Source organism: Adhaeribacter aerolatus (assembly GCF_007991635.1).
GTDB classification, from domain to species: Bacteria; Bacteroidota; Bacteroidia; order Cytophagales; family Hymenobacteraceae; genus Adhaeribacter; species Adhaeribacter aerolatus.
This window is the reverse complement of sequence record NZ_BJYS01000048.1, coordinates 1-18584: the sequence shown is the minus strand read 5'-3', so window position 1 is coordinate 18584 and position 18584 is coordinate 1. Positions and strand designations below refer to the sequence as shown.

The 18584-nt window shown below is 46.4% G+C and carries 14 protein-coding genes and 1 tRNA gene; 8 read left to right on the top strand and 7 right to left on the bottom strand.

What is annotated here, in order from left to right; all coding sequences use genetic code 11:
• Positions 1-75 precede the first annotated feature (75 nt).
• The 5 genes from AAE02nite_RS23475 to AAE02nite_RS23455 all read right to left on the bottom strand — a co-directional run bounded on the left by AAE02nite_RS23475 (position 76) and on the right by AAE02nite_RS23455 (position 5337).
• Positions 76-1215, bottom strand: a complete 1140-nt coding sequence (locus tag AAE02nite_RS23475; protein WP_146904237.1) for an efflux RND transporter periplasmic adaptor subunit — start codon at positions 1213-1215, stop codon at positions 76-78.
• Positions 1216-1243: 28 nt separating this feature from the next.
• Positions 1244-2587, bottom strand: coding sequence for a TolC family protein (locus AAE02nite_RS23470; RefSeq protein ID WP_146904234.1), 1344 nt, complete (start codon positions 2585-2587; stop codon positions 1244-1246).
• Positions 2588-2654: 67 nt separating this feature from the next.
• Positions 2655-3248, bottom strand: coding sequence for a TetR/AcrR family transcriptional regulator (locus tag AAE02nite_RS23465; RefSeq protein WP_146904231.1), 594 nt, complete (start codon positions 3246-3248; stop codon positions 2655-2657).
• Positions 3249-4009: 761 nt separating this feature from the next.
• Positions 4010-4564 carry a DinB family protein gene (locus tag AAE02nite_RS23460; RefSeq protein ID WP_146904228.1) on the bottom strand — a complete coding sequence of 185 codons (555 nt, stop codon included), beginning with the start codon at positions 4562-4564 and terminating at the stop codon, positions 4010-4012.
• 182 nt (positions 4565-4746) lie between these two features.
• Positions 4747-5337 carry a dioxygenase family protein gene (locus AAE02nite_RS23455; protein WP_146904225.1) on the bottom strand — a complete coding sequence of 197 codons (591 nt, stop codon included), beginning with the start codon at positions 5335-5337 and terminating at the stop codon, positions 4747-4749.
• A 206-nt stretch (positions 5338-5543) separates the two neighbouring features.
• Between AAE02nite_RS23455 and pheS the strand changes: the two genes are divergently transcribed.
• The 4 genes from pheS to AAE02nite_RS23435 all read left to right on the top strand — a co-directional run bounded on the left by pheS (position 5544) and on the right by AAE02nite_RS23435 (position 8156).
• A complete protein-coding gene (gene pheS / locus AAE02nite_RS23450; protein ID WP_146904223.1) occupies positions 5544-6560 on the top strand; it encodes a phenylalanine--tRNA ligase subunit alpha in 1017 nt (338 codons plus the stop codon).
• A 148-nt stretch (positions 6561-6708) separates the two neighbouring features.
• Positions 6709-7560: a 3-hydroxyacyl-CoA dehydrogenase NAD-binding domain-containing protein gene (locus AAE02nite_RS23445; RefSeq protein WP_146904220.1), complete on the top strand. Its 852-nt coding sequence runs from the start codon at positions 6709-6711 to the stop codon at positions 7558-7560.
• Between the two features lie 22 nt (positions 7561-7582).
• Entirely contained in the window at positions 7583-7966 is a 384-nt protein-coding gene (locus AAE02nite_RS23440) for a Rieske (2Fe-2S) protein (protein ID WP_146904327.1), read from the top strand.
• Between the two features lie 116 nt (positions 7967-8082).
• Positions 8083-8156 (top strand) — tRNA-Asn (locus tag AAE02nite_RS23435).
• A 201-nt stretch (positions 8157-8357) separates the two neighbouring features.
• On the opposite strand, the gene AAE02nite_RS23430 is transcribed toward AAE02nite_RS23435, so the two are convergent.
• Positions 8358-9029, bottom strand: a complete 672-nt coding sequence (locus AAE02nite_RS23430; protein ID WP_146904217.1) for a hypothetical protein — start codon at positions 9027-9029, stop codon at positions 8358-8360.
• A gap of 885 nt (positions 9030-9914) precedes the next feature.
• On the opposite strand from AAE02nite_RS23430, the gene AAE02nite_RS26435 reads away from it, so the two are divergent.
• Positions 9915-10076 (top strand): hypothetical protein, encoded by a 162-nt coding sequence (locus AAE02nite_RS26435; RefSeq protein WP_170252678.1) that lies wholly within the window; start codon positions 9915-9917, stop codon positions 10074-10076.
• Between the two features lie 10 nt (positions 10077-10086).
• Here the strand turns inward: AAE02nite_RS26435 and AAE02nite_RS23425 are convergent, their stop codons facing one another.
• Complete coding sequence (locus AAE02nite_RS23425; protein ID WP_146904214.1) at positions 10087-10383, bottom strand: SH3 domain-containing protein; 297 nt, start codon at positions 10381-10383, stop codon at positions 10087-10089.
• Positions 10384-11100: 717 nt separating this feature from the next.
• On the opposite strand from AAE02nite_RS23425, the gene AAE02nite_RS23420 reads away from it, so the two are divergent.
• From AAE02nite_RS23420 to AAE02nite_RS23410, 3 genes are all read left to right on the top strand, one after another.
• The gene (locus AAE02nite_RS23420) at positions 11101-14187 is read left to right on the top strand and encodes a transglycosylase domain-containing protein (RefSeq protein ID WP_146904211.1); all 3087 of its coding nucleotides are present in this window, start codon (positions 11101-11103) and stop codon (positions 14185-14187) included.
• A 551-nt stretch (positions 14188-14738) separates the two neighbouring features.
• Complete coding sequence (locus AAE02nite_RS23415; protein ID WP_146904208.1) at positions 14739-15500, top strand: peptidase associated/transthyretin-like domain-containing protein; 762 nt, start codon at positions 14739-14741, stop codon at positions 15498-15500.
• Between the two features lie 799 nt (positions 15501-16299).
• Positions 16300-18584, top strand: a 2285-nt coding sequence (locus AAE02nite_RS23410; protein ID WP_146904205.1) for a serine hydrolase, incomplete at its 3' end; no start/stop codon positions are given.

Genomic DNA, 18584 nt, shown 5'->3' with positions numbered 1-18584 from the left:
CCGGCTGATTTAACAAAAGATTAAACCTGAACCTTCCTAAAAAAAGCTAATCACTAACAACTAAATACTAAAATACTATCTGCCGGCGGCGGGCCCGGCGGGCGGTTGCGGTGTACCCAGGGTAATTTTGGCGCCCGGCCGTAATTTCTGAGTACCTTCCACCACAATTTTATCGCCGTCTTTCAAGCCTTCGCGCACCACAATTTTATCGGCCACGCGGGTGCCCAGGCTTAGCTTGTTCTGCAGAACCGAATCGCCGCTGATAACATAGGCGTAAAACTCACCCATCTGTTCGGTAACTGCTTTATGCGGAATAACCAACTGGCGGCCAATATCTTCGTTCCGCACCCGCAAAACTACTGTCATGCCGGGTATTAAGGCCCGCTCTGCGTTAGGGAAGCTTACCCGCACCGTAATGGTACCGGTCTGCGGATTAATGGCCCGGTCGATGGCTTGGATTTTACCCGCATGCGGATAAACGCTGCCATCGGAATATTGAATGGTAAAAGTTGAGTCGGCAGCAGATTTTTTCTGTAACCGCACAAAGCGGGGTACTTCGGTTTCGTTAATTACAATATCCACCGCAATCGGGTTATCGGCCGAAATGGTATTGATGAGTGTTTGGCCCGGCGACACCTGGCTACCCACTTTAACCTGGGAAATGCCAATGCGGCCACTCATAGGCGCCGTAATAACGGAATAACGCAAATTGGTAGAGGCCCCCGAAACCCCCGCCTGAGCCGCTGCTACCTGGGCTTGTGCGGTACTTAGTTCGGCGCGGGCGTAATCTACGCGTTGCCGGGCAATAGCATCCTGCTTCGCCAGGTTTTCGTAGCGTTCGGCATCCTGCCGTACTCTTTCGAGGTTAGCCTGGGCACTGCGCAGATTGGCCTGGGCCTGGTTGTAAGTAGCCTGGTATTGGGTGCGATCGATTTCGTATAATTTCTGGCCTTTGGTTACCAGCTGGCCATCCTGCACATACATATTTGTAATGTAGCCGCTTACCTGCGGGCGCAATTCTACTTCGTTCAGGGGAACTACAGTGCCGGGATAGGTATCGGTACCCACCACCTGCTCCTGCGAAACGGTGTAAGCATTAACCGGCACCGGGGCATTCATCGGATTCTGGGCCGGCGCGTTGGGCGATTTACCGCAGGCAGTTACCAGCAGCGTGCCGGTTACCAAAGCGGTCAGCGTTAATAAATTATTTTTCATATAACTAAAATATTCCTTCTGTTTAGGATTAATCTACTCTGATGGCACCCTGGGCGCGCTGCACATCCAGCTTGCTGGCCAGCACCCGGTAAAGAGCATTAAAATAATTCAGCTGCGTTACCCGCAGGTCGGTTTCGGCGGTTATTAAATCCAGATAAGTTTTAATGCCTTCATTGTATTGCAGCTTAATAATGCGATACACATCTTCGGCCAGGGCCACGTTGTTTTTGGTGGTTTGCCATTCGGTCAGGTCGCTTTTGTAATTAGCCAGTGCCTGGTCGTATTCCGAGGTGATGCGGTTGCGTAAATCCAGCATGTCCAGGTCTAAACGCTGATCGAGCAACTGGGCCCGGCGTAAATTCTGAATGCGGCGCGTACCCTGAAATATTGGCAAGGCTACACTCAGCCCTGCCAGGGAGTTTGGATAAGACTGATTAAATAACTCGTTGAACTGGTTATTTTGATAAACCAGGTTATAATTGGCAAAAGCGGAAACCGTGGGCAGAAAACCCCAGCGGAAATAATTAATATTTAAGTTTTGCAGTTGCTTCTGGGTTTGCAGTTGCTGATACTCAATGCGGTTGGCAAAAGTAATATTTTGGGTAGTATCTACGGAAATATTACCTTCCATCTGGCTTGGGTTAAAAGCTAATTTTAAAGGCTTTTCCGGAGCCAGACCCATTAATTCTTTTAAATAGGTGTGTTTAAACCGCACCGATTCCAAAGCCCGTTTGCGATCGCTGAGAATATTGCCCAGCGTAATGCTAGCCCGCTGAAAATCGGTTTTATCTACCAGTCCTTGCTCGTACTGCGCCTTGGCATCCTGCAATTGCTTCTCCTGTCGGGTGATGGCTTCGTTTAAAATGCGGAGTTGCTCCTGGGTAAGCAGCACATCGTAAAAAGCTTTGCTAACTGTTACAACTGTATTTATTTTGGTATTGATGGTGTTCTGGTCGTCTTGCAACCGCACAAAACGCGCGGCCCGGCTCGCCTGCAGCACATCGTTGCTGTAAAGGGTCTGGTTAGCCTGTAGCAATACGTTAGAGGTATTGGCTACACCGATGGTGCGGGGCGTAGGCACCCCGGCATCGTTCGGGAACAACGTAATCGGCATTTTTAAATAATGCTGCAGGTTATACTGGGCATTCAGCTGTGGCAACCAACCCGCTAAACTCGCCCTGATTTCGCGCTCCCCAATTCGTTCGTCGAGCTGGGCCTGCTGCACTACGGGTCGGTTCGCCAACGCAAAAGCGAGGCATTGTTCCAGCGTCAGGCCGCCGGCTACGCTATCCGTTCTGACCTGCGCTGCGGTTTCCAGCGGAAACCACAGTAAACCCACCGCCAGGCACCAAAGCAATCGTACTCGTTTCATATTAAGTTTACTAATTATTTAAATATTCATTTACCGGTTATCGGCTTACCGATTTTACCGTACATTCCTAGCTGGTGGCAGCGCCATTAGGTTGCTGGTGCATGCCATCCCAAATTACCTCCACTATCTGCTGCAACTCGGCTTCGCCAATTACAACCCGCTGACACAGGTGCATTTTAGCCACGTTTACAATAGTACCATGAATCAGGGCGCTCAGAATTAAATGGTCGATGGGTTTTAACAACCCCGTCTCCACGCCGGCTTTTATCAGGTCGCGGAAAGTGTTCTGAAAGCGTTCGTTTTCCTGCAGCGGGTCGCGGTTGCTATAGGGCGAATTCACGAATTGCTCCATAAAGAAGAGCGCATTGGGGTTTTTAACGTAAAAGTGGCAATGGCTAATCCAGAAATTAAAGAACCGGTCTTTGTAATCCATGGCTTCATTATCCAGTTGCAGCATGGCTTCCAGCATTTTATCCCGGATGTAAGTATATAATTCCAGAATAAGGGTTTCCTTGCTATCGAAATGGTGGTAAATAGTACCGGCTGCTACCCCGGCGTTTTTGGCAATCTGGCTCATGGGCGTACCATGAAATCCTTTTTCCTTGATTAACACCAGCGTACTTTCGAATATGGCCCTTTTCTTATCTGCTATATTTTCCAATCCTACCTCTTCTGCTTTCCAAATGAACGTTCATTCGGGCGGCAAAGGTAAAGTACTTTGTTTAATTACAAAGGCTTTTTATTCAAAAAAAGCCATCTTTAACCTAATTTGTTTAAATTAATCCTAATAAAATGAGGTAGCCGCCGCAGAGAATATCTAAGTAAATCCCTGTAGGAAGCTCATAGATAGGGCCATCAGCAATACAGTTAATGGTCTATAAACTATAAACCGAGAGAAGAAAAATATTTGAATGATTTGTTGTAGGGGAAAACGCCTGGTATTGCCGGCCAGTTTAACTAGCTAAGAAGCTTTAGGATGTACGCATATTTTTGGAGGACCTCACCCTAAATCCCTCTCCTGAAAAAGGAGAGGGACTTTGATTAGTATTACAACTAGTGCAATAATGCTGTTTTATTTCTTAAGGAAGCTTTTAAAGAGAATGGGAAAACTAATGCTGGTATTCCATAAGTAGTAACATAGGTTAAAGCAGTTTAGAGGAATTTACTTTAGTCGCTAATTTATAGAATCCACCATAGGATACACTACAATATTTCATCTGTTATTAGAAGCGTTTCACTTAAAAGAAGCGTTACCGGAGCTCCCCTTCGCCCGGAGGAGAAGGGGTTGGGGGATGAGGTACCTCCGCCTAACTCCGGCTTTTAGATTTACAGTGTACTAATCTCCGAAATCAGTCAGCAGTAGTTATATAAAGCAAAATCCCCATAAGCAGGTGCTTACGGGGATTTGGTTAGCAAAGTCGTTTAAAATAATTTCTCGTTAGGTGGTTTAATACCTTTCAGGCGAATGTAAACGGTAGTCTGACCGCGGTGATGGGTTTGGTGCTCAAAAGCTTTCTCGTAAGCTAACCCTTTTGATAACTCCTGGTTAAATAACTTCATATTCTCGTTTAACTGGGCATCAGTTGTTCCGTTGATGGCATCCGTCACAAAATCATAACTTTCCAGCACTACTTTAGCCAGGGCTGCTTTGGTTCTGTATTCGGGTAGCTTTTCCAGATTTTTACCCTGGTACGGATTGGCCTTACCCGAAGCTGTAGCGGCAAACATAAAATTCGCGTTGGCTAAGTGGAGCATCTGTTCGGCAAAGCTGCGCATTTCCGGTGTAGGTTTAAAACCCAAACCTTCTTCCGGCATGGCATCTAAATATTCTTTGGTATATGCTTTGGCCCGCTGCCAATCGGCGGCCATCTGGCTTTTGGTGGGGGGCTGGGGATTGGCCGCTATGCTAGCTGCCGTGTTTATCAAAAAGCAAACCAGTATAAGCATCAGGTTAAAAGGCGATAATATTCTTCTCATAGTAATTTTGTTTAGGGTATAACTAAGTATCAGGCCTGAAGTTATAAATATTTTGCTGATAGCATTTTATTTAACAGAATATTTTTCAAGCCCTTACCAACTCCTGCGCCAGGCCATTTTGCTCTTAGCCGTCGTAAAAAATTTAGCTAAACCACCCTGCTTATTCTTATTACATTAACTCATCAAGCCTTCAACACAAAGGTATAACCAGCCTGCATTTGGCTGGCCGTTTGTTTTACATCCATTACCAGCACCGGTTTAAATATACCATCGCGCCGGTTACCCGGTTCGTCAGGAAAATACAACTGGGTGGTTAATATTGGCTTGCCGGGCGCCTGTACTTTCACGTGCAGGTGGCGGGTACGGCCCGGGTACAAACCCGGCACAATGGTTTCGAGCCGGAAATTACCTAGCTTATCGGTAAAATGGTGCCCACGTAAAGTAAAGCCCTCGTTGTCATAGTGGCCGGCATCATCGCAGTGCCACCAGTCCAGCAAGGCGCGGCTTACCGGCTTGCAATCCGTATTCAGGACCTGCCCTGTTAAAACCAGTACCGTGCCTTTCAGGCCTTTTTCGCGCAGATTACTTCTTTCCGGCGAGTTGGGCGTAAAATAAGGGCCTTCGGTCTGGGGCGGGGTGGGTTCATCATGATCGTCGCAGGCCGGGGTAGGTTCCAGGGTTTTTCCGGCAAGGCGCAACGATATTCCCGACAACAAGCCTATTAAAGGCAGGCCGGCCAGGAAAGCAAAAAAACGGCGTCGGGTAAGTTTCATTATTAAATATTTAAGGTGGTTAATTAAAAAGGCAATTTCAAAACCTGATTCCCGAACAGCACCCGGAAGTAAGTCTGATTTCTATAGTTAATTTAAATATTTTACACCAGCAATCCAATACCCTTGTTACCAAACACCAGGACAATATTAAATTCGGGATGGCCGGGTTAGTGACAGGAAACCGATAAGTACTTATATTTGCAATTATGTTCGAAAAAGTAAATAAAGTAACCCAGGAAGTTGAAGCTTTTGTTATTCAAAACAAAGAGGCTTTAGAGCAATTTCGGATTTCGTATACGGGTCGTAAAGGCCAGATTGCCGATTTATTCGACGATATTAAAAATATAGCGCCGGATCAACGGAAAGCTTATGGCCAGGAAGTAAACCGGCTGAAAGAATTGGCGCAGGCTAAATTTAACCAGATGCAGGAACAACTGGAAGCCAGCAGCAACGGCCAGGAAAAATTAAATATTGATTTTACCTTGCCGCCGGTACCCAGCACTTTGGGTACCCGCCACCCCTTAACGGTGGTGCGCGAAGAAATAATCCGCATTTTCGAGCGCATTGGTTTTAACTTATCTGAAGGCCCCGAGATTGAAGATGACTGGCATAACTTTACGGCCCTGAACTTTCCCGAAAACCACCCGGCCCGCGACATGCAGGACACGTTTTTCGTGGAAGGCAATATGCTGCTGCGCACCCATACATCCAGTGTGCAGGTGCGGGTAATGGAAAACCAGAAACCGCCCATCCGGACGCTATCGCCGGGCCGCGTTTTCCGGAATGAGGCCATCTCGGCGCGGGCGCACTGCGTGTTTCACCAGGTAGAAGGTTTATTTATTGACGAGAACGTAAGCTTTGCCGACCTGAAGCAAACGCTTTATTATTTTGTGCAGGAAATGTTCGGACCCGAAACCAAAATCCGGTTCCGCCCCTCGTTCTTCCCGTTTACGGAGCCCAGCGCCGAAATTGATATTTCGTGCCTGATTTGCAAAGGCACCGGCTGTAATATTTGCAAGCACAGCGGCTGGGTAGAAATTGGCGGTTCGGGCATGATAGATCCGGAAGTACTCCGCAACTGCGGCATCGACCCCGAAAAATATTCCGGCTTTGCCTTTGGTATGGGCATCGAACGTATTACCATGCTGAAGTACCAGATAAAAGATTTGCGCCTGTTCACCGAAAACGATATGCGGTTCCTGCGCCAGTTTCAATCGCTTTAATCGTTATTCGTTGCTCGTTAATCGTTGTTCGTTATCAGGAGAAGGCTGTTCTTAGTTCTGGTTAAACCTAAAAAGAATTATTTTTGAAAAGGTGATATCCAATGGCGGCTATCCGTAGAACGAATAACGATTAACGAGCAACGAAAGCATGCCAGAGATAAAAACCATTGGCGTAGTGGGCGCAGGCACCATGGGCCACGGCATTGCGCAGGTGTGCGCCCAGGCCGGCTTCCGCACCATTCTTTTTGATATTAATGCCGCAGCTTTAGATAACGCCCAAACCACCATTACGCAGAACCTGCACCTAAGCCGGGAAAAAGGCAAACTAACCGAGGAGCAGGTGCAAGCCACTTTGACTAATCTTAAATTTACCCTGGATACCCTGGACTTAATCGTAGATTTAGTAATTGAGGCTGTAGTCGAGAAACTGGAGGTAAAGCAGGGCATTTTCAAAGAACTTATCACTATCAATACACCTGCCTGTATTCTGGCCTCCAACACCTCTTCGCTCTCAATTACCCGCCTAGCCGCCGGTCTAGAAAACCCGGCGCGGCTGATTGGGATGCACTTTTTTAATCCGGCACCGCTGATGCCGTTGGTAGAAGTAGTAGCAGGAGTAGCTACCTCTACTCAAACCATGCAGGTAGTAACCGATTTAGTCCGGCAGTTAAATAAAACCCCGGTGCAGTTGCAAGATTCGCCGGGATTTATCGTTAACCGGGTAGCCCGGCATTATTACCTGGAGTCGCTGAAACTGTTGGAAGAACAGGTAGCCGACCAACAAATCATTGATAAGCTACTGGAAGCTACGGGCTTTAAAATGGGGCCTTTCCGGCTAATGGATTTAATTGGCAATGATGTAAACCTGGCGGTAACTACCTCGTTGTTTAAAGCATTTAACTTTGAGGCGCGGTTTCGACCCAGCAGAATACAGGAAAAGAAAGTGGATGCGGGCCACCTCGGAAGAAAAACGGGTAAAGGATTTTATGACTATTCGTAATTATATAATTGCAGGGCTATTTTTGTCTCTCGCCAGCTGCGAGGACAATACCGAGGCGCCGCTTATTCCTAACGTAATCGTAAACGAGCAGCTTAACCTCACCAATATTCAGTACAACCGGCTGCGCCAGGATAACGGCTACGTGTACCTGAATGCGGGCGTACGGGGCATTATTGTTATCCGCGAAAATGCTAACCGCTACCGAGCCATCGAACGCAACTGCCCATATAAACCCGAAGATGCCTGCGGCATTGTAGAGGTAGATGCTTCTAATTTATTTCTGAAAGATCCCTGCTGCGGCTCCCAGTTCGACCTCTCTGGCCAGGTTACCGGCGGACCGGCTACTTATCCCCTGCGGCAGTACGGTACTACCCTGCAAGGTAATTTCCTGTATATCACTAACTAATATTTTAACGAAGCATACAGCATAAAAAAAGAATAAATTTTTCTAAAAAAGGCTTGCATCGTAGCGTAAAGCGCCGTAATATTGCATCCGAATTCGACACCAATCGAATCCCAAACTCCTCCTTAGCTCAGTTGGTTAGAGCACATGACTGTTAATCATGGGGTCCTTGGTTCAAGCCCAAGAGGGGGAGCTTAAAAATTAGCCACTTACGAGATAAAACTTGTAAGTGGCTTTTTTGTTTGCACACAAATTACATACTAGCTACTTACATCTTGAATACCCCATCTATTTATTCGAAAAACCAGAATGAGCTAAAAAGCTGTTTTCTCCTATAGCCCTTTACCTAATAGCCTTACACTGGCGAGCAGGTCTGGGAATTCAAGAGCGGTAATTATTTACATTGATAGGTATATTCGTAAACGAAAGAGGCAGGGTCGTTTTTCAGGCCGTCTTGATTAACATCGTCGGTAAAGGTAGTTAACTTCGTAGGATAACCCTTATCATTATATTCATAGGTATAGCTGGCGTAGAATACAGTTGGACCACCAGTCTCCTTTAAGTTTATTTTCTTTATCATATTTTTCGAAGGTGTCCAGATATTCCCAAAGCCATAGGAAGAAAACCCAACGTGCATCGTTTCTTCAAATTTCGCCAGTTTATTTTCTCTGCTGGTATCGTATTCGAATACAAAAGAGGTACCATGCCGGTTAGCGTCGTCAATATATTTTAGTTCAGCTAAGTTCCCATTGGTGTATTCGTAAGCATAACTCCACTGCCGTTTACCATCTTTGAAGAAATTAATCATGGTCCGGTTGCCATTAGCATCATACTCATACGTTCTTTCGGTTTTATTTATATCCCCTGTTTCGGCATAAGTAATTTTTGACCATTGTCCTTTTGCATTATATTCTATCTGCTCAGTTGCAACAACATTTGCTTCATTAAAGTCAAAGTAATAGTTTATTTTAATTAACCTGTTGTTGGCATCGTACACAAATTTTATGGGGTAATTATAAGGGTCAATAAAGTTGCTGAGCTTATCTTTAGCATCATACTGGTACAAATATTCTCTCCCGTTAGTGCTAACCTTTGTTGGATAACAGACCGGCTGAGTAGGGGCTGCAATCTCTTTATTATCCTTCTTGCAGCCAAGAAGACACAGCAGCATTAACATAGCTAGTAAAGCCTTTTTCATATTTATTTTTCCAGACAATATTTGGCCATCATTTCTCCTTAAATATATTTATATAAATAAATATTAAAAGAAAAAACAGTTGAAATCTATCAACTTTTAACTGTTCTCCGATAAAGGCCAGTTCAGATGATAAAGCCGGAGAAACTTGGTCTAAAGTAACTAGCTTTAATCAGGTAGTAACTGGTACTAATTTCATTTTCAGAAAACATAAAACCAGGTAGTTTTAAGCTGATAACGTGACCCTTATTTAATATTTTTATGGGAAGAAAATGATAACGGATCAACTTGTAAGCTACAGGTAAATTCTTTGCTGAGGTACAGTACAATGGAGAAATAAATGGCATTAAGCAAGTAAGGGGCTTTAGAGTACCTCTTACTTGGCCCCTTACCTGAAGTGGATAAAAATAAGTGGAATAATCTCTTGGGCAGTTCAGCAATTTATAGCCTACTACACGCAAAAGAAGCCCACCCTGTTACCAGAATTGGCTCCTTTAATCTTTATGGTTGTTGAGTACGGAAAGAAGGAGTCGTTAATAACTGAGCACATTAGTATTAACTTGTCCCTCTTAAGCATGTGCTTGCTTACCGCGGGTTTTAACAAAATCTTTCCGAGTGTGCTATTAGCGACCCTTCGGTTGCTAAGAATTATCACCAGTACCGCTCTTCTGCGATTTTGTTAAAACAATTATGCATTAATATTTACTTTACCTATTCCGCTGCGCTGGCTATTACTGCAATTTTACTTAACAAGTAATGCCAAAAAATAATATGCTGCGGCAGGGGTATCAGGAACACCAGCGGAAGCCTTACGGGGCTAGCAGCACTGGTAAGAAGCCTTACGGGGCTAACCCTCTGGAGCAGTTAAAAGCAGTTCGGGAGAAAGTTGTTGGCTTACGGGCTAAAGACTTTCTTTAAACTTACCGGTTTACTTTTTGGCTATGACCTGGTAAGTTGCCGGTTTTTTGGGTTGCGCCAGCTCTGCCGTGAGCACGTAACCTACTTGCCCGTCCACAGTCACGATGCTCCAGCTACTGTTGTAGCGCCGCACCACTACGATCTCGTCGGCGCTTTTCAAGGCTTTCAGCACTTCGGTAGAAGTACCGGGCTGGCGGTACATTTTGCTGTTTTCGTAACGCGTGCTGGCGGTTACGGCTTGGCGGTCAGTAGCAAAACCAAAGACGGTTGGTGCCAGCAGAACCAGGGTTAAGATAATCTTTTTCATAGTTTTATGGTGTTTGTAGGGTCAGTGTTCTTTATTGTTTTAGCAACCGGCTTTCTTTTTATGTGGTTGCCTTACAAATATGCATCAGGATTTAAGCGGATGAAAATTAGTTTGAATGAAACCCGGAAGTCACTGGATGAATGCCTAAAATAAGCAGATAAAAGCCGCTGCACCATCCAACAAAACATAGGTACCAGCTACTGGTAAATGATTGAAGAATAATTGGTTCTTGTAGAGCTTTCCTCCTATAACACAGCTTCAGAAAATAATGAAGCTTTTTAGCCTATTAATAATTGGTTAATTAGCAACCCTTTATAGGTATTTTTACCGGCAGGTAGTCGGGCGAAGGCTTTAAAATTGGCTTTAATAACGCCACCAATGGCGGCCATCCCTGCTTTTAATTTAAATACGAAACAGCTTCAATTCAAACTTGCATACACCTTGATATAGTTCCAATATATTTTAGCGCACACACTTGTAAGATTGAGATTAGGCCAATAACACCTCCTGCCTGAAATTACTATACTACCAGAAGCCTCTTTCCAAACTAATCTATAAAATAACCATTTCATAAACAAGCTTGTATGACTTTCTTGCATCTACCCAAAGGCGTATTTCTGGTTCAAATTTATAAGCCGTTTTCATCACCTTTAAAACCATGTAAACGTATATATATAGATAAAACCTACCTGGTTTAAGCCTATAAATAATCCAATAATGTTAGTTATTAAACACCGTCCCACCCATGAGGACAGGAAAGAGAAGAAGCGTGGGTTTGCGTGGAAGTGGATTTGGCTAGGATTGTTGCTCCTGGGTATTATGGCCGTGCTGGCTGCCGTAGCTTACGAAATGCAGACTTCAAAAATACAGGCCCGGAAAATATCGGACTATGCAGCTAATCTGCGTTATAACCTGAAGGCCGGCCCAAGCGATACCATTGTTTATCCAGCTAGCGGGCCCTATGACCAGCGCCTTGGCTATTCCAAGTTACCGCAGCTACTAGCGCGGTTACAAGCACGGGGTATGGCGATCCAATACCAGACCCGTTTCTCTCCTGACCTGGTCGAATATATCTCGCAGGGATTCTTTACCCCGTATCGGGAAAAGCACCAGGCGGGGCTAAATATTATGGACTGCCGGGGCGAATCTGTTTATCAATCGCTTTACCCCAGGCGCGTATTTACCCGTTTCGAAGCTGTTTCCCCCCTTATTATACAATCCCTGTTATTTGTAGAGAACCGAAAGTTACTAGACACCACTAAAGTTTACATGAACCCATCGGTTGACTGGGTACGTTTTGGCAGGGCCATTGTGCACGAGGGCGCTCAGGTTATTGGCCTTGATTACAAACGGATGGGCGGCAGCACCCTTGCCACGCAGATTGAAAAATATCGCCATTCACCAGGAGGAATTACTGCTGACCACCACGGCAAACTGCAGCAAATGATTTCGGCAAGCGTGCGGATTTACCAGCACGGGCCGGAGACCCTCCCGGCGCGCCAGGGACTGGTGCTTACTTATTTGAACTCGGTGCCACTCTCGGCCGCTCCGGGGTACGGCGAAGTACACGGCTTGGGAGATGGCTTATGGGTTTGGTTAGGGGCAGATTTCGAACAGGTGAACAGATTGTTGCACCTCCCGGATCCGCAGGGGGATACGCTGCTGGCCCAGGGACTAGCGCTGCGGCAGGTAATTTCCTTGATAATTGCTCAGCGCCGACCGTATTATTTTTTAGGGACGGATGGGCGGGCGGAACTGAGCGCCCGGACCGAAAGCTACCTTCGGCTGATGGCAAATAATGGTTATATCAGGGCTGAACTGCGGGATGCCGCTCTATCTCAGGAAGTAACTTTCCGCGACTTCAACAAAGATGCCCCAGAAGCGCCGAAGGAAACTGATAAGGGTATTCTGATGGTACGCACTTATCTATCCGAACTGCTGGGTACTACCTTGTATGACCTCGACCGGATGGACGTTACCGCTTCTACTACCCTGCACCAGGAACTGCAGGAACAGGTTAGCGCTTACCTTAATCAACTCAGTAACCCCGAATTTGCCCGGAACTCGGGTATCCTGGGAGAACGCATGCTAACCTCAGAACAAACCCGACAGGTACGCTACAGCTTCACCTTATTTCAAAGCACGCCCCAGGGTAACCTGGTACGTGTTCACACCGATAATACAGATCAGCCCTTTGATATAAATGAAGGCAGCAAACTGGAATTAGGCTCTACTGCCAAGTTGCGGGTATTTGTCCACTATCTGGATGTTGTCGCCGAAATTTATAAACGCTATGCCAATCAGCCGCCAAAAGCTTTGCGCCAGGCCTTAGCAGAACCGCAGGATAACCTGAGCCGGTGGGCACTGGCGTATTTGCTCCGGGCAGAAGAGAAGAGCCTGCCGGCAATTCTCCGGGCAGCCACGGAGCGGCGTTACGCGGCCAGCCCACGGGAAGTCTTTTTTACTGGCGGCGGCCTCCATACCTTCCATAACTTCCGCGGCGAAGGTAACAGGAGTAATCCTACGGTGCGGGAGGCTTTGCTAAAATCGATTAACCTGCCATTTATCCGGTTGATGCGGGACCTGGTGCGTTACAGCACCTACCACACAACCGGCAGCCCGGTGGCATTGCTCCGTAACGACCACGACCCGCGCCGCCGGGAATACCTGACCCGGTTTGCCGACCGGGAAGGTAAAAAATTCTTGCTGCGCTTCTGGCGCAAGTACAAAGATAGGCTGGAGGAAGAGCGGATTAACCTGTTTCTGAGTGGGCTGCGGCAGCATTCGGTACGGCTGGCTGCCGTGCACCGCTACTTGTACCCCGAAACGGACTCGGTGAGTTTCAGTAAGTTTCTGCGCCAGCGCTTGCCCCAGGAGAAGCTCATGCATAAAAGAATTATGGAACTGTACCACAGGTATGGCCCTTATGCCTATAACCTACCGGATCAGGGCTACATTGCCGGCGTTCATCCGCTGGAGTTGTGGCTGCTAGATTACCTGCGACGGCACCCCCATGCTGGTTGGACCGAAGTGGTGGAAGCTAGCCAGCACCAACGCCAGGAAGTATATGCCTGGCTGTTCCGCACACGCTTTAAGCAGGCCCGCGATTCCCGCATCCGTATTATCCTGGAGTTAGATGCTTTTGAAGATATTCAGCAAAGATGGAAAAGGCTTGGTTATCCTTTTGAACACCTGGTGCCTTCTTATGCTACTGCTCTGGGCTCCTCCGGCGATCGGCCGGCGGCGCTGGCAGAACTGATGGGTATTATTTTAAACAAAGGGGTTCATAAAGAAAAAGTTCGCATCGAAAAATTACATTTTGCAGCAAATACCCCTTACGAAACCATTGTAAAGTCTTCGCCGGTGGCGGGAGAACAGGTAATAGCCCCGGAAGTAGCGGCAGCAGTGCTGGAGGCCTTGTCAGGGGTGGTGGAAACCGGAACTGCGCGCCGCCTGCAGGGTGGTTTTACCAAGGCTGATGGTAGCGCGCTAGCGATGGGGGGTAAAACCGGCACTGGCGATAACCGCCTGATAACCGTTAGCGCCAGTGGGTACCGCCTGACATCCCGCGTAGTGAACCGCACAGCCACTTTTGTGTTTTTCCTCGGCAACAGCCACTTTGGCACCCTCACTACTTTTGTGCCGGGCCGGGAGGCAGCAGATTTTAGCTTTACCTCATCGTTACCCGTACAAGTCTTACGGGGAATGGCTCCAATTCTGGAACCTTATCTGGAGCCAGACGGTGAAACCCAATGTACTACTGAAGCAAATGTACCCCAGGTGCAGGCGGGGCTAAATTATTAGGGAATTGGTTCGATAAAAACACACTTTCAAAGCTTAAATCAGCCGCTTACGAGATAAAACTAGTCAGGGGCTTTTTTATCTTTTACAAACTACATGCTTTATAGCTTGGCTACCTCAGATAATTCCGAAACAAGTGAAAGGAGGATTATGCAAGACCAATGAGGGGCGGTACCCGATTTTTAGGCTCGCTGCATGTATTTCCAATTTTTATAAAAGGCCCAAAGTAGTTCATCACACTGCTATAAACGCTGGCAGATAATAGGTTTTAGATATAAATGCTGATCGCCTCGCCCGGCATAGGTAGCCTTAGGTATTTCTAATGGCATGCTAGCAGTGCGTTACTGGAATTAAAATAATTTACTTAGACTTTTAACATTTCAAGCCGGGCATTCAGCCTGCTAAAACAGCCATTCAGTTAATATTATTTTCAGGCTCCTTTTATGTTGCACATCTTTGCTTAAGTAAACCCATCATTTAAAGGAACTTAGCTATTTGAAAGCTATAAATATTGGGTAAACGGTTAAAGTAAGAATAACGAAAACTAATGTCTTATGAAAATATTTAACGCTTTATACCTGATGCTGTTAGTTGGCTGGCTAACTACCGGCTGCATTACTGAACCAGAGCCGCAGCCACAGCCCGATTTAGCAGAAGAGAAAGGCTATGCCACGGGCGTAGCTACCGATACGAAAGGCAACCCGCTTGCCAACGCAGCAATAGTCGTTAACAACACCCAATTCTTTAACCATAATATTCTTGGCAGCACCAATGCAAATGGCTATTATAAATTAAAACTTAGCCCCGGTTCCTGGTACGTGCGCGGAACCATAAGCCTACAACATAACGACCAGTCTTATACTTTTGACCTGCACCCCGAAACAGAAGGGGCTTTTGCCGGTACTGAAGGAGCCGTGCGAAACTTAAGGTGGAAATTATCGGGGCCTAAACCTACTGAATTTGGAGGAGGCGGTTATTACGGGGGACTGGTAGAAGTATACGGCGATATGGTTGGAGGCTTTTTCGATACGGAACAAGTGGAACTGACCCTGGAACCGGTTGGCCCGCTGGTGGACGGCAGTACCGGACAGATTATTAAACGGCAATTAACCGGGGGAATTATCGGGCAAACCCAGGACGTACCCATTGGCCGTTACCGTATTTCTGCCAGGTATTTACCAACAAATCAGGTTCTGAATATTCGGTTACGGAACAAAGGGCAGTATAGCACTAGTATTACCAATAGCTTCGAACCGGCTTATGCAGGTGCTACCGGTAGTTACAAACTTACCCTGGAAGCCAGATTACAAAATTAATAATAACAAAATATTAGATTTTTTCGGCTGTTTAATAGACCTATATGTAATAAACAGTAAAGCCAAGCTAAATCTTCCGCAGATTGGCCCGATAACAAAACACTTTAGAAAGCTTAAAAGAAGCCGCTTACAAGGTGAAACTTGGTAGCGGTTTTTTATTTCTTATGAACCATCTTTAATTTCCTTTCTCCGGATTTGATTTAAATACTATTATATTGTTGGTCGGCTTCTGTAAAACCTAAGATCCATACCTATTGCTTAAATCATTAAATCTTCGCTCAAAACTTACAACCAAGTACTCCCGGCGAAACCCAATATCTTTACACTGCGCGCATCAAGATAGGTATTTAGAATAAAACTGAGAAAACAGAACAAAGCAATTGGATTTTATTCTAACTCCTTTTTACCGGAGGAAACTTTCACAAATCACACTCGCATAACAATAACAATAAAAAATATTAAAATATATATTTTAAAGTTTTGTTAATTTAAAATTCAGTTTCTATATTTAGAGCATAACCTCTTCTGAATTATCATCTTAAGAAAAAAAGCACTAAGGATAAGGTAAGTTCAGAAAAGTGTAATTCAGTTTTAATTTTATTCTTTTAAAATCATAACTGAATTATGCTTTTCTACATCAGAACGAGGAATTCGCCGACCATAACACCCTAATAAACAGCGCATTTAAATCAGTATACCAGAAAATTGCACAATCACGCGCTGTTTGGTTCACAATTTCTGTTTGTAATAATCTCTTTAAATCGAAACTAATATTTTTTTTACCAAAAGCCAGCGTTATATGAAGAACTACTTTTACTTTCTTTTCAGGCCGGTTGGTCGGCTCTTTATTTTTCTGATTACGCTTCCCCTCCTCTCCTTCGGCCAAGGATTTGGTCCTAAAACCGAAGCCCGGCTGCAAGCTGCCATTGACGCGATACAGAACGACCCGAATAAACCATTTGTGGGTGGTATGGCAGTGGCCATAAAAGTAGACGAAATAGCCGAGTGGCAGGGAGCTACCGGTTATGCTGCCCGCAACATCGATCCGCAAAACAACTTATTACCGGGCGGCATTCCTTTTACACCCAATACACTGTCGTATATGTATAGTGTAACCAAAACATTTACGGCAGCCTTGGTTCTGGAACTGGTGCAGGAAGGTGTGTTTGGCCTGGATGATCCGGTTAGTAAATACCTGCCGCTGAACCAAATTAATCCTCGGTTAAATAGCGCCGCTACCATCCGGCAACTACTCGCCCACGAGAGCGGGTTTTCTGACTATACCATCGAGCCACAACTAGCCATACTGGTAGCCGCCCAGCCAACCCGCGTTTGGACGGCCGCTGAAGCCATTTCTTTTACCAACCAGCTTTTCCCGACGGGTAGCAACCGCCGCTACTCCAGCACCAACTATATTATTTTGGGAGCTATGATAGAGGCCGTCACCCAGAAACGCCTGGAGCAGCATTACCGCGAGAGATTTTTCAACCCGCTTGGGTTAGAATCTATGTACATGGGTATCCGGGAACCGCATGGCAATCGTGGCTTATTAGCCTCTCCGCACGATAACCTGAGTCCTTTTAACCCGGTGTTTATTCAAACCGGCCAACCCATTTTCCCGAATGCTTACACCAATATTTCCCGGTTTCCTTTAACGGGTCTTGTTTCACTGGCTTTTTCCGGGGGCGGCCTGGTTTCTGATGCCAAAGACTTAGCCGAATGGGGTTCTGCCCTTTTCGGGGGCCGGGCCACGAGCAAAGCTACCTTGGACCTGATGTTAAACTCTTTTAACACAACGCCCGATGTTAACGGAAATTACCTGGGCTATGGTATCAAAATTATACCCCATATCAGCAGTACGGAGAAGTTTCTGGGTCATAATGGCGATGCTCCTGGTTACCGTTCAGTTATGGTTCATCAGCCGGAGCGAAAAGTAACCCTGGCCGTACTCAGTAACTTTGGCGGCGCTGATCCTTATGCCATCGCCAGGGCACTTTACCAAGCCTTGGCACCTACTATTACTTCTTTTTCACCCGCCGCAGGTGCGCCGGGCACCACCGTTACCATCCAGGGTGAAGGATTAAGCACTACTACTCATGTTATATTTAATGGCATAGGCGCTACTTTTAATATTATCAGCGAAGATAAAATTGAAGCCGTAGTACCAGCTACTGCTGACAGTGGCAGTGGCAAAATAATTTTGTTAACTGCCGGTGGTAGTGTAGAAAGCAATAATGACTTTACCGTGCTGAAGAGACCTCAGACCATTACATTCCCGGCTATAGGTGATACATTCTTTGGAAGTGGCCCCATTTTCTTACGAGCTCTCGCCAGTTCCGGGCTGCGGGTTTTCTACCAGGTAGTTTCAGGTCCGGCTGTCATAGGGGGTAGTACACTTATGGTTACCGGGGCAGGCAAAATTGTAGTCAGAGCCACCCAGCCCGGCACTGACGCCATGCAGCCCGGCGTTGAATATGCCCCCGCTGATCCAGTCGAGCGAAGCTTTATAGCTGAGAAAGCCTCACAGTATATTATGTTTACACCCATTCCGGATAAAATCCTGGGAGACGCTCCGTTTGCAATTGAAGCCATTGTTAGTTCCCAAGCCACTGTTAGTTACCCTTTACCAGTTACATATAGCATTGTATCGGGTCCGGCCACCATATCGGGCAATATGGTTACTTTAACGGGAATAGGACCAGTAACTGTAAGAGCAACCCAGGCCGGCGATGCTAATTTTAACCCGGCAACCACTGAAATAACCTTTAATGTAACCGATGGTCCAGTTGTAACAGGCTGCAACTTAGCGTTAACCACGCGGGTAGTACAAGCCGAGCCGTGGTACGGCATGTGGGGCGCACTCAACGGGGCAGGTGCCATTGACTTGAGTGTACAAGGCGGCACGGCTCCTTACACTTACCGCTGGAACGCCGGACCGGCTACCCAGGACATCTCGGCCGCTTCGCCGGGCTTCTACTCGGTTACCGTAACCGATGCCACCGGCTGCTCGGGCATGACTACCGTGTACGTGGGCCGCAAAAACGATTTCCTGCGCGTGCTCTCTTCCCACCAGGATGCTTCCGC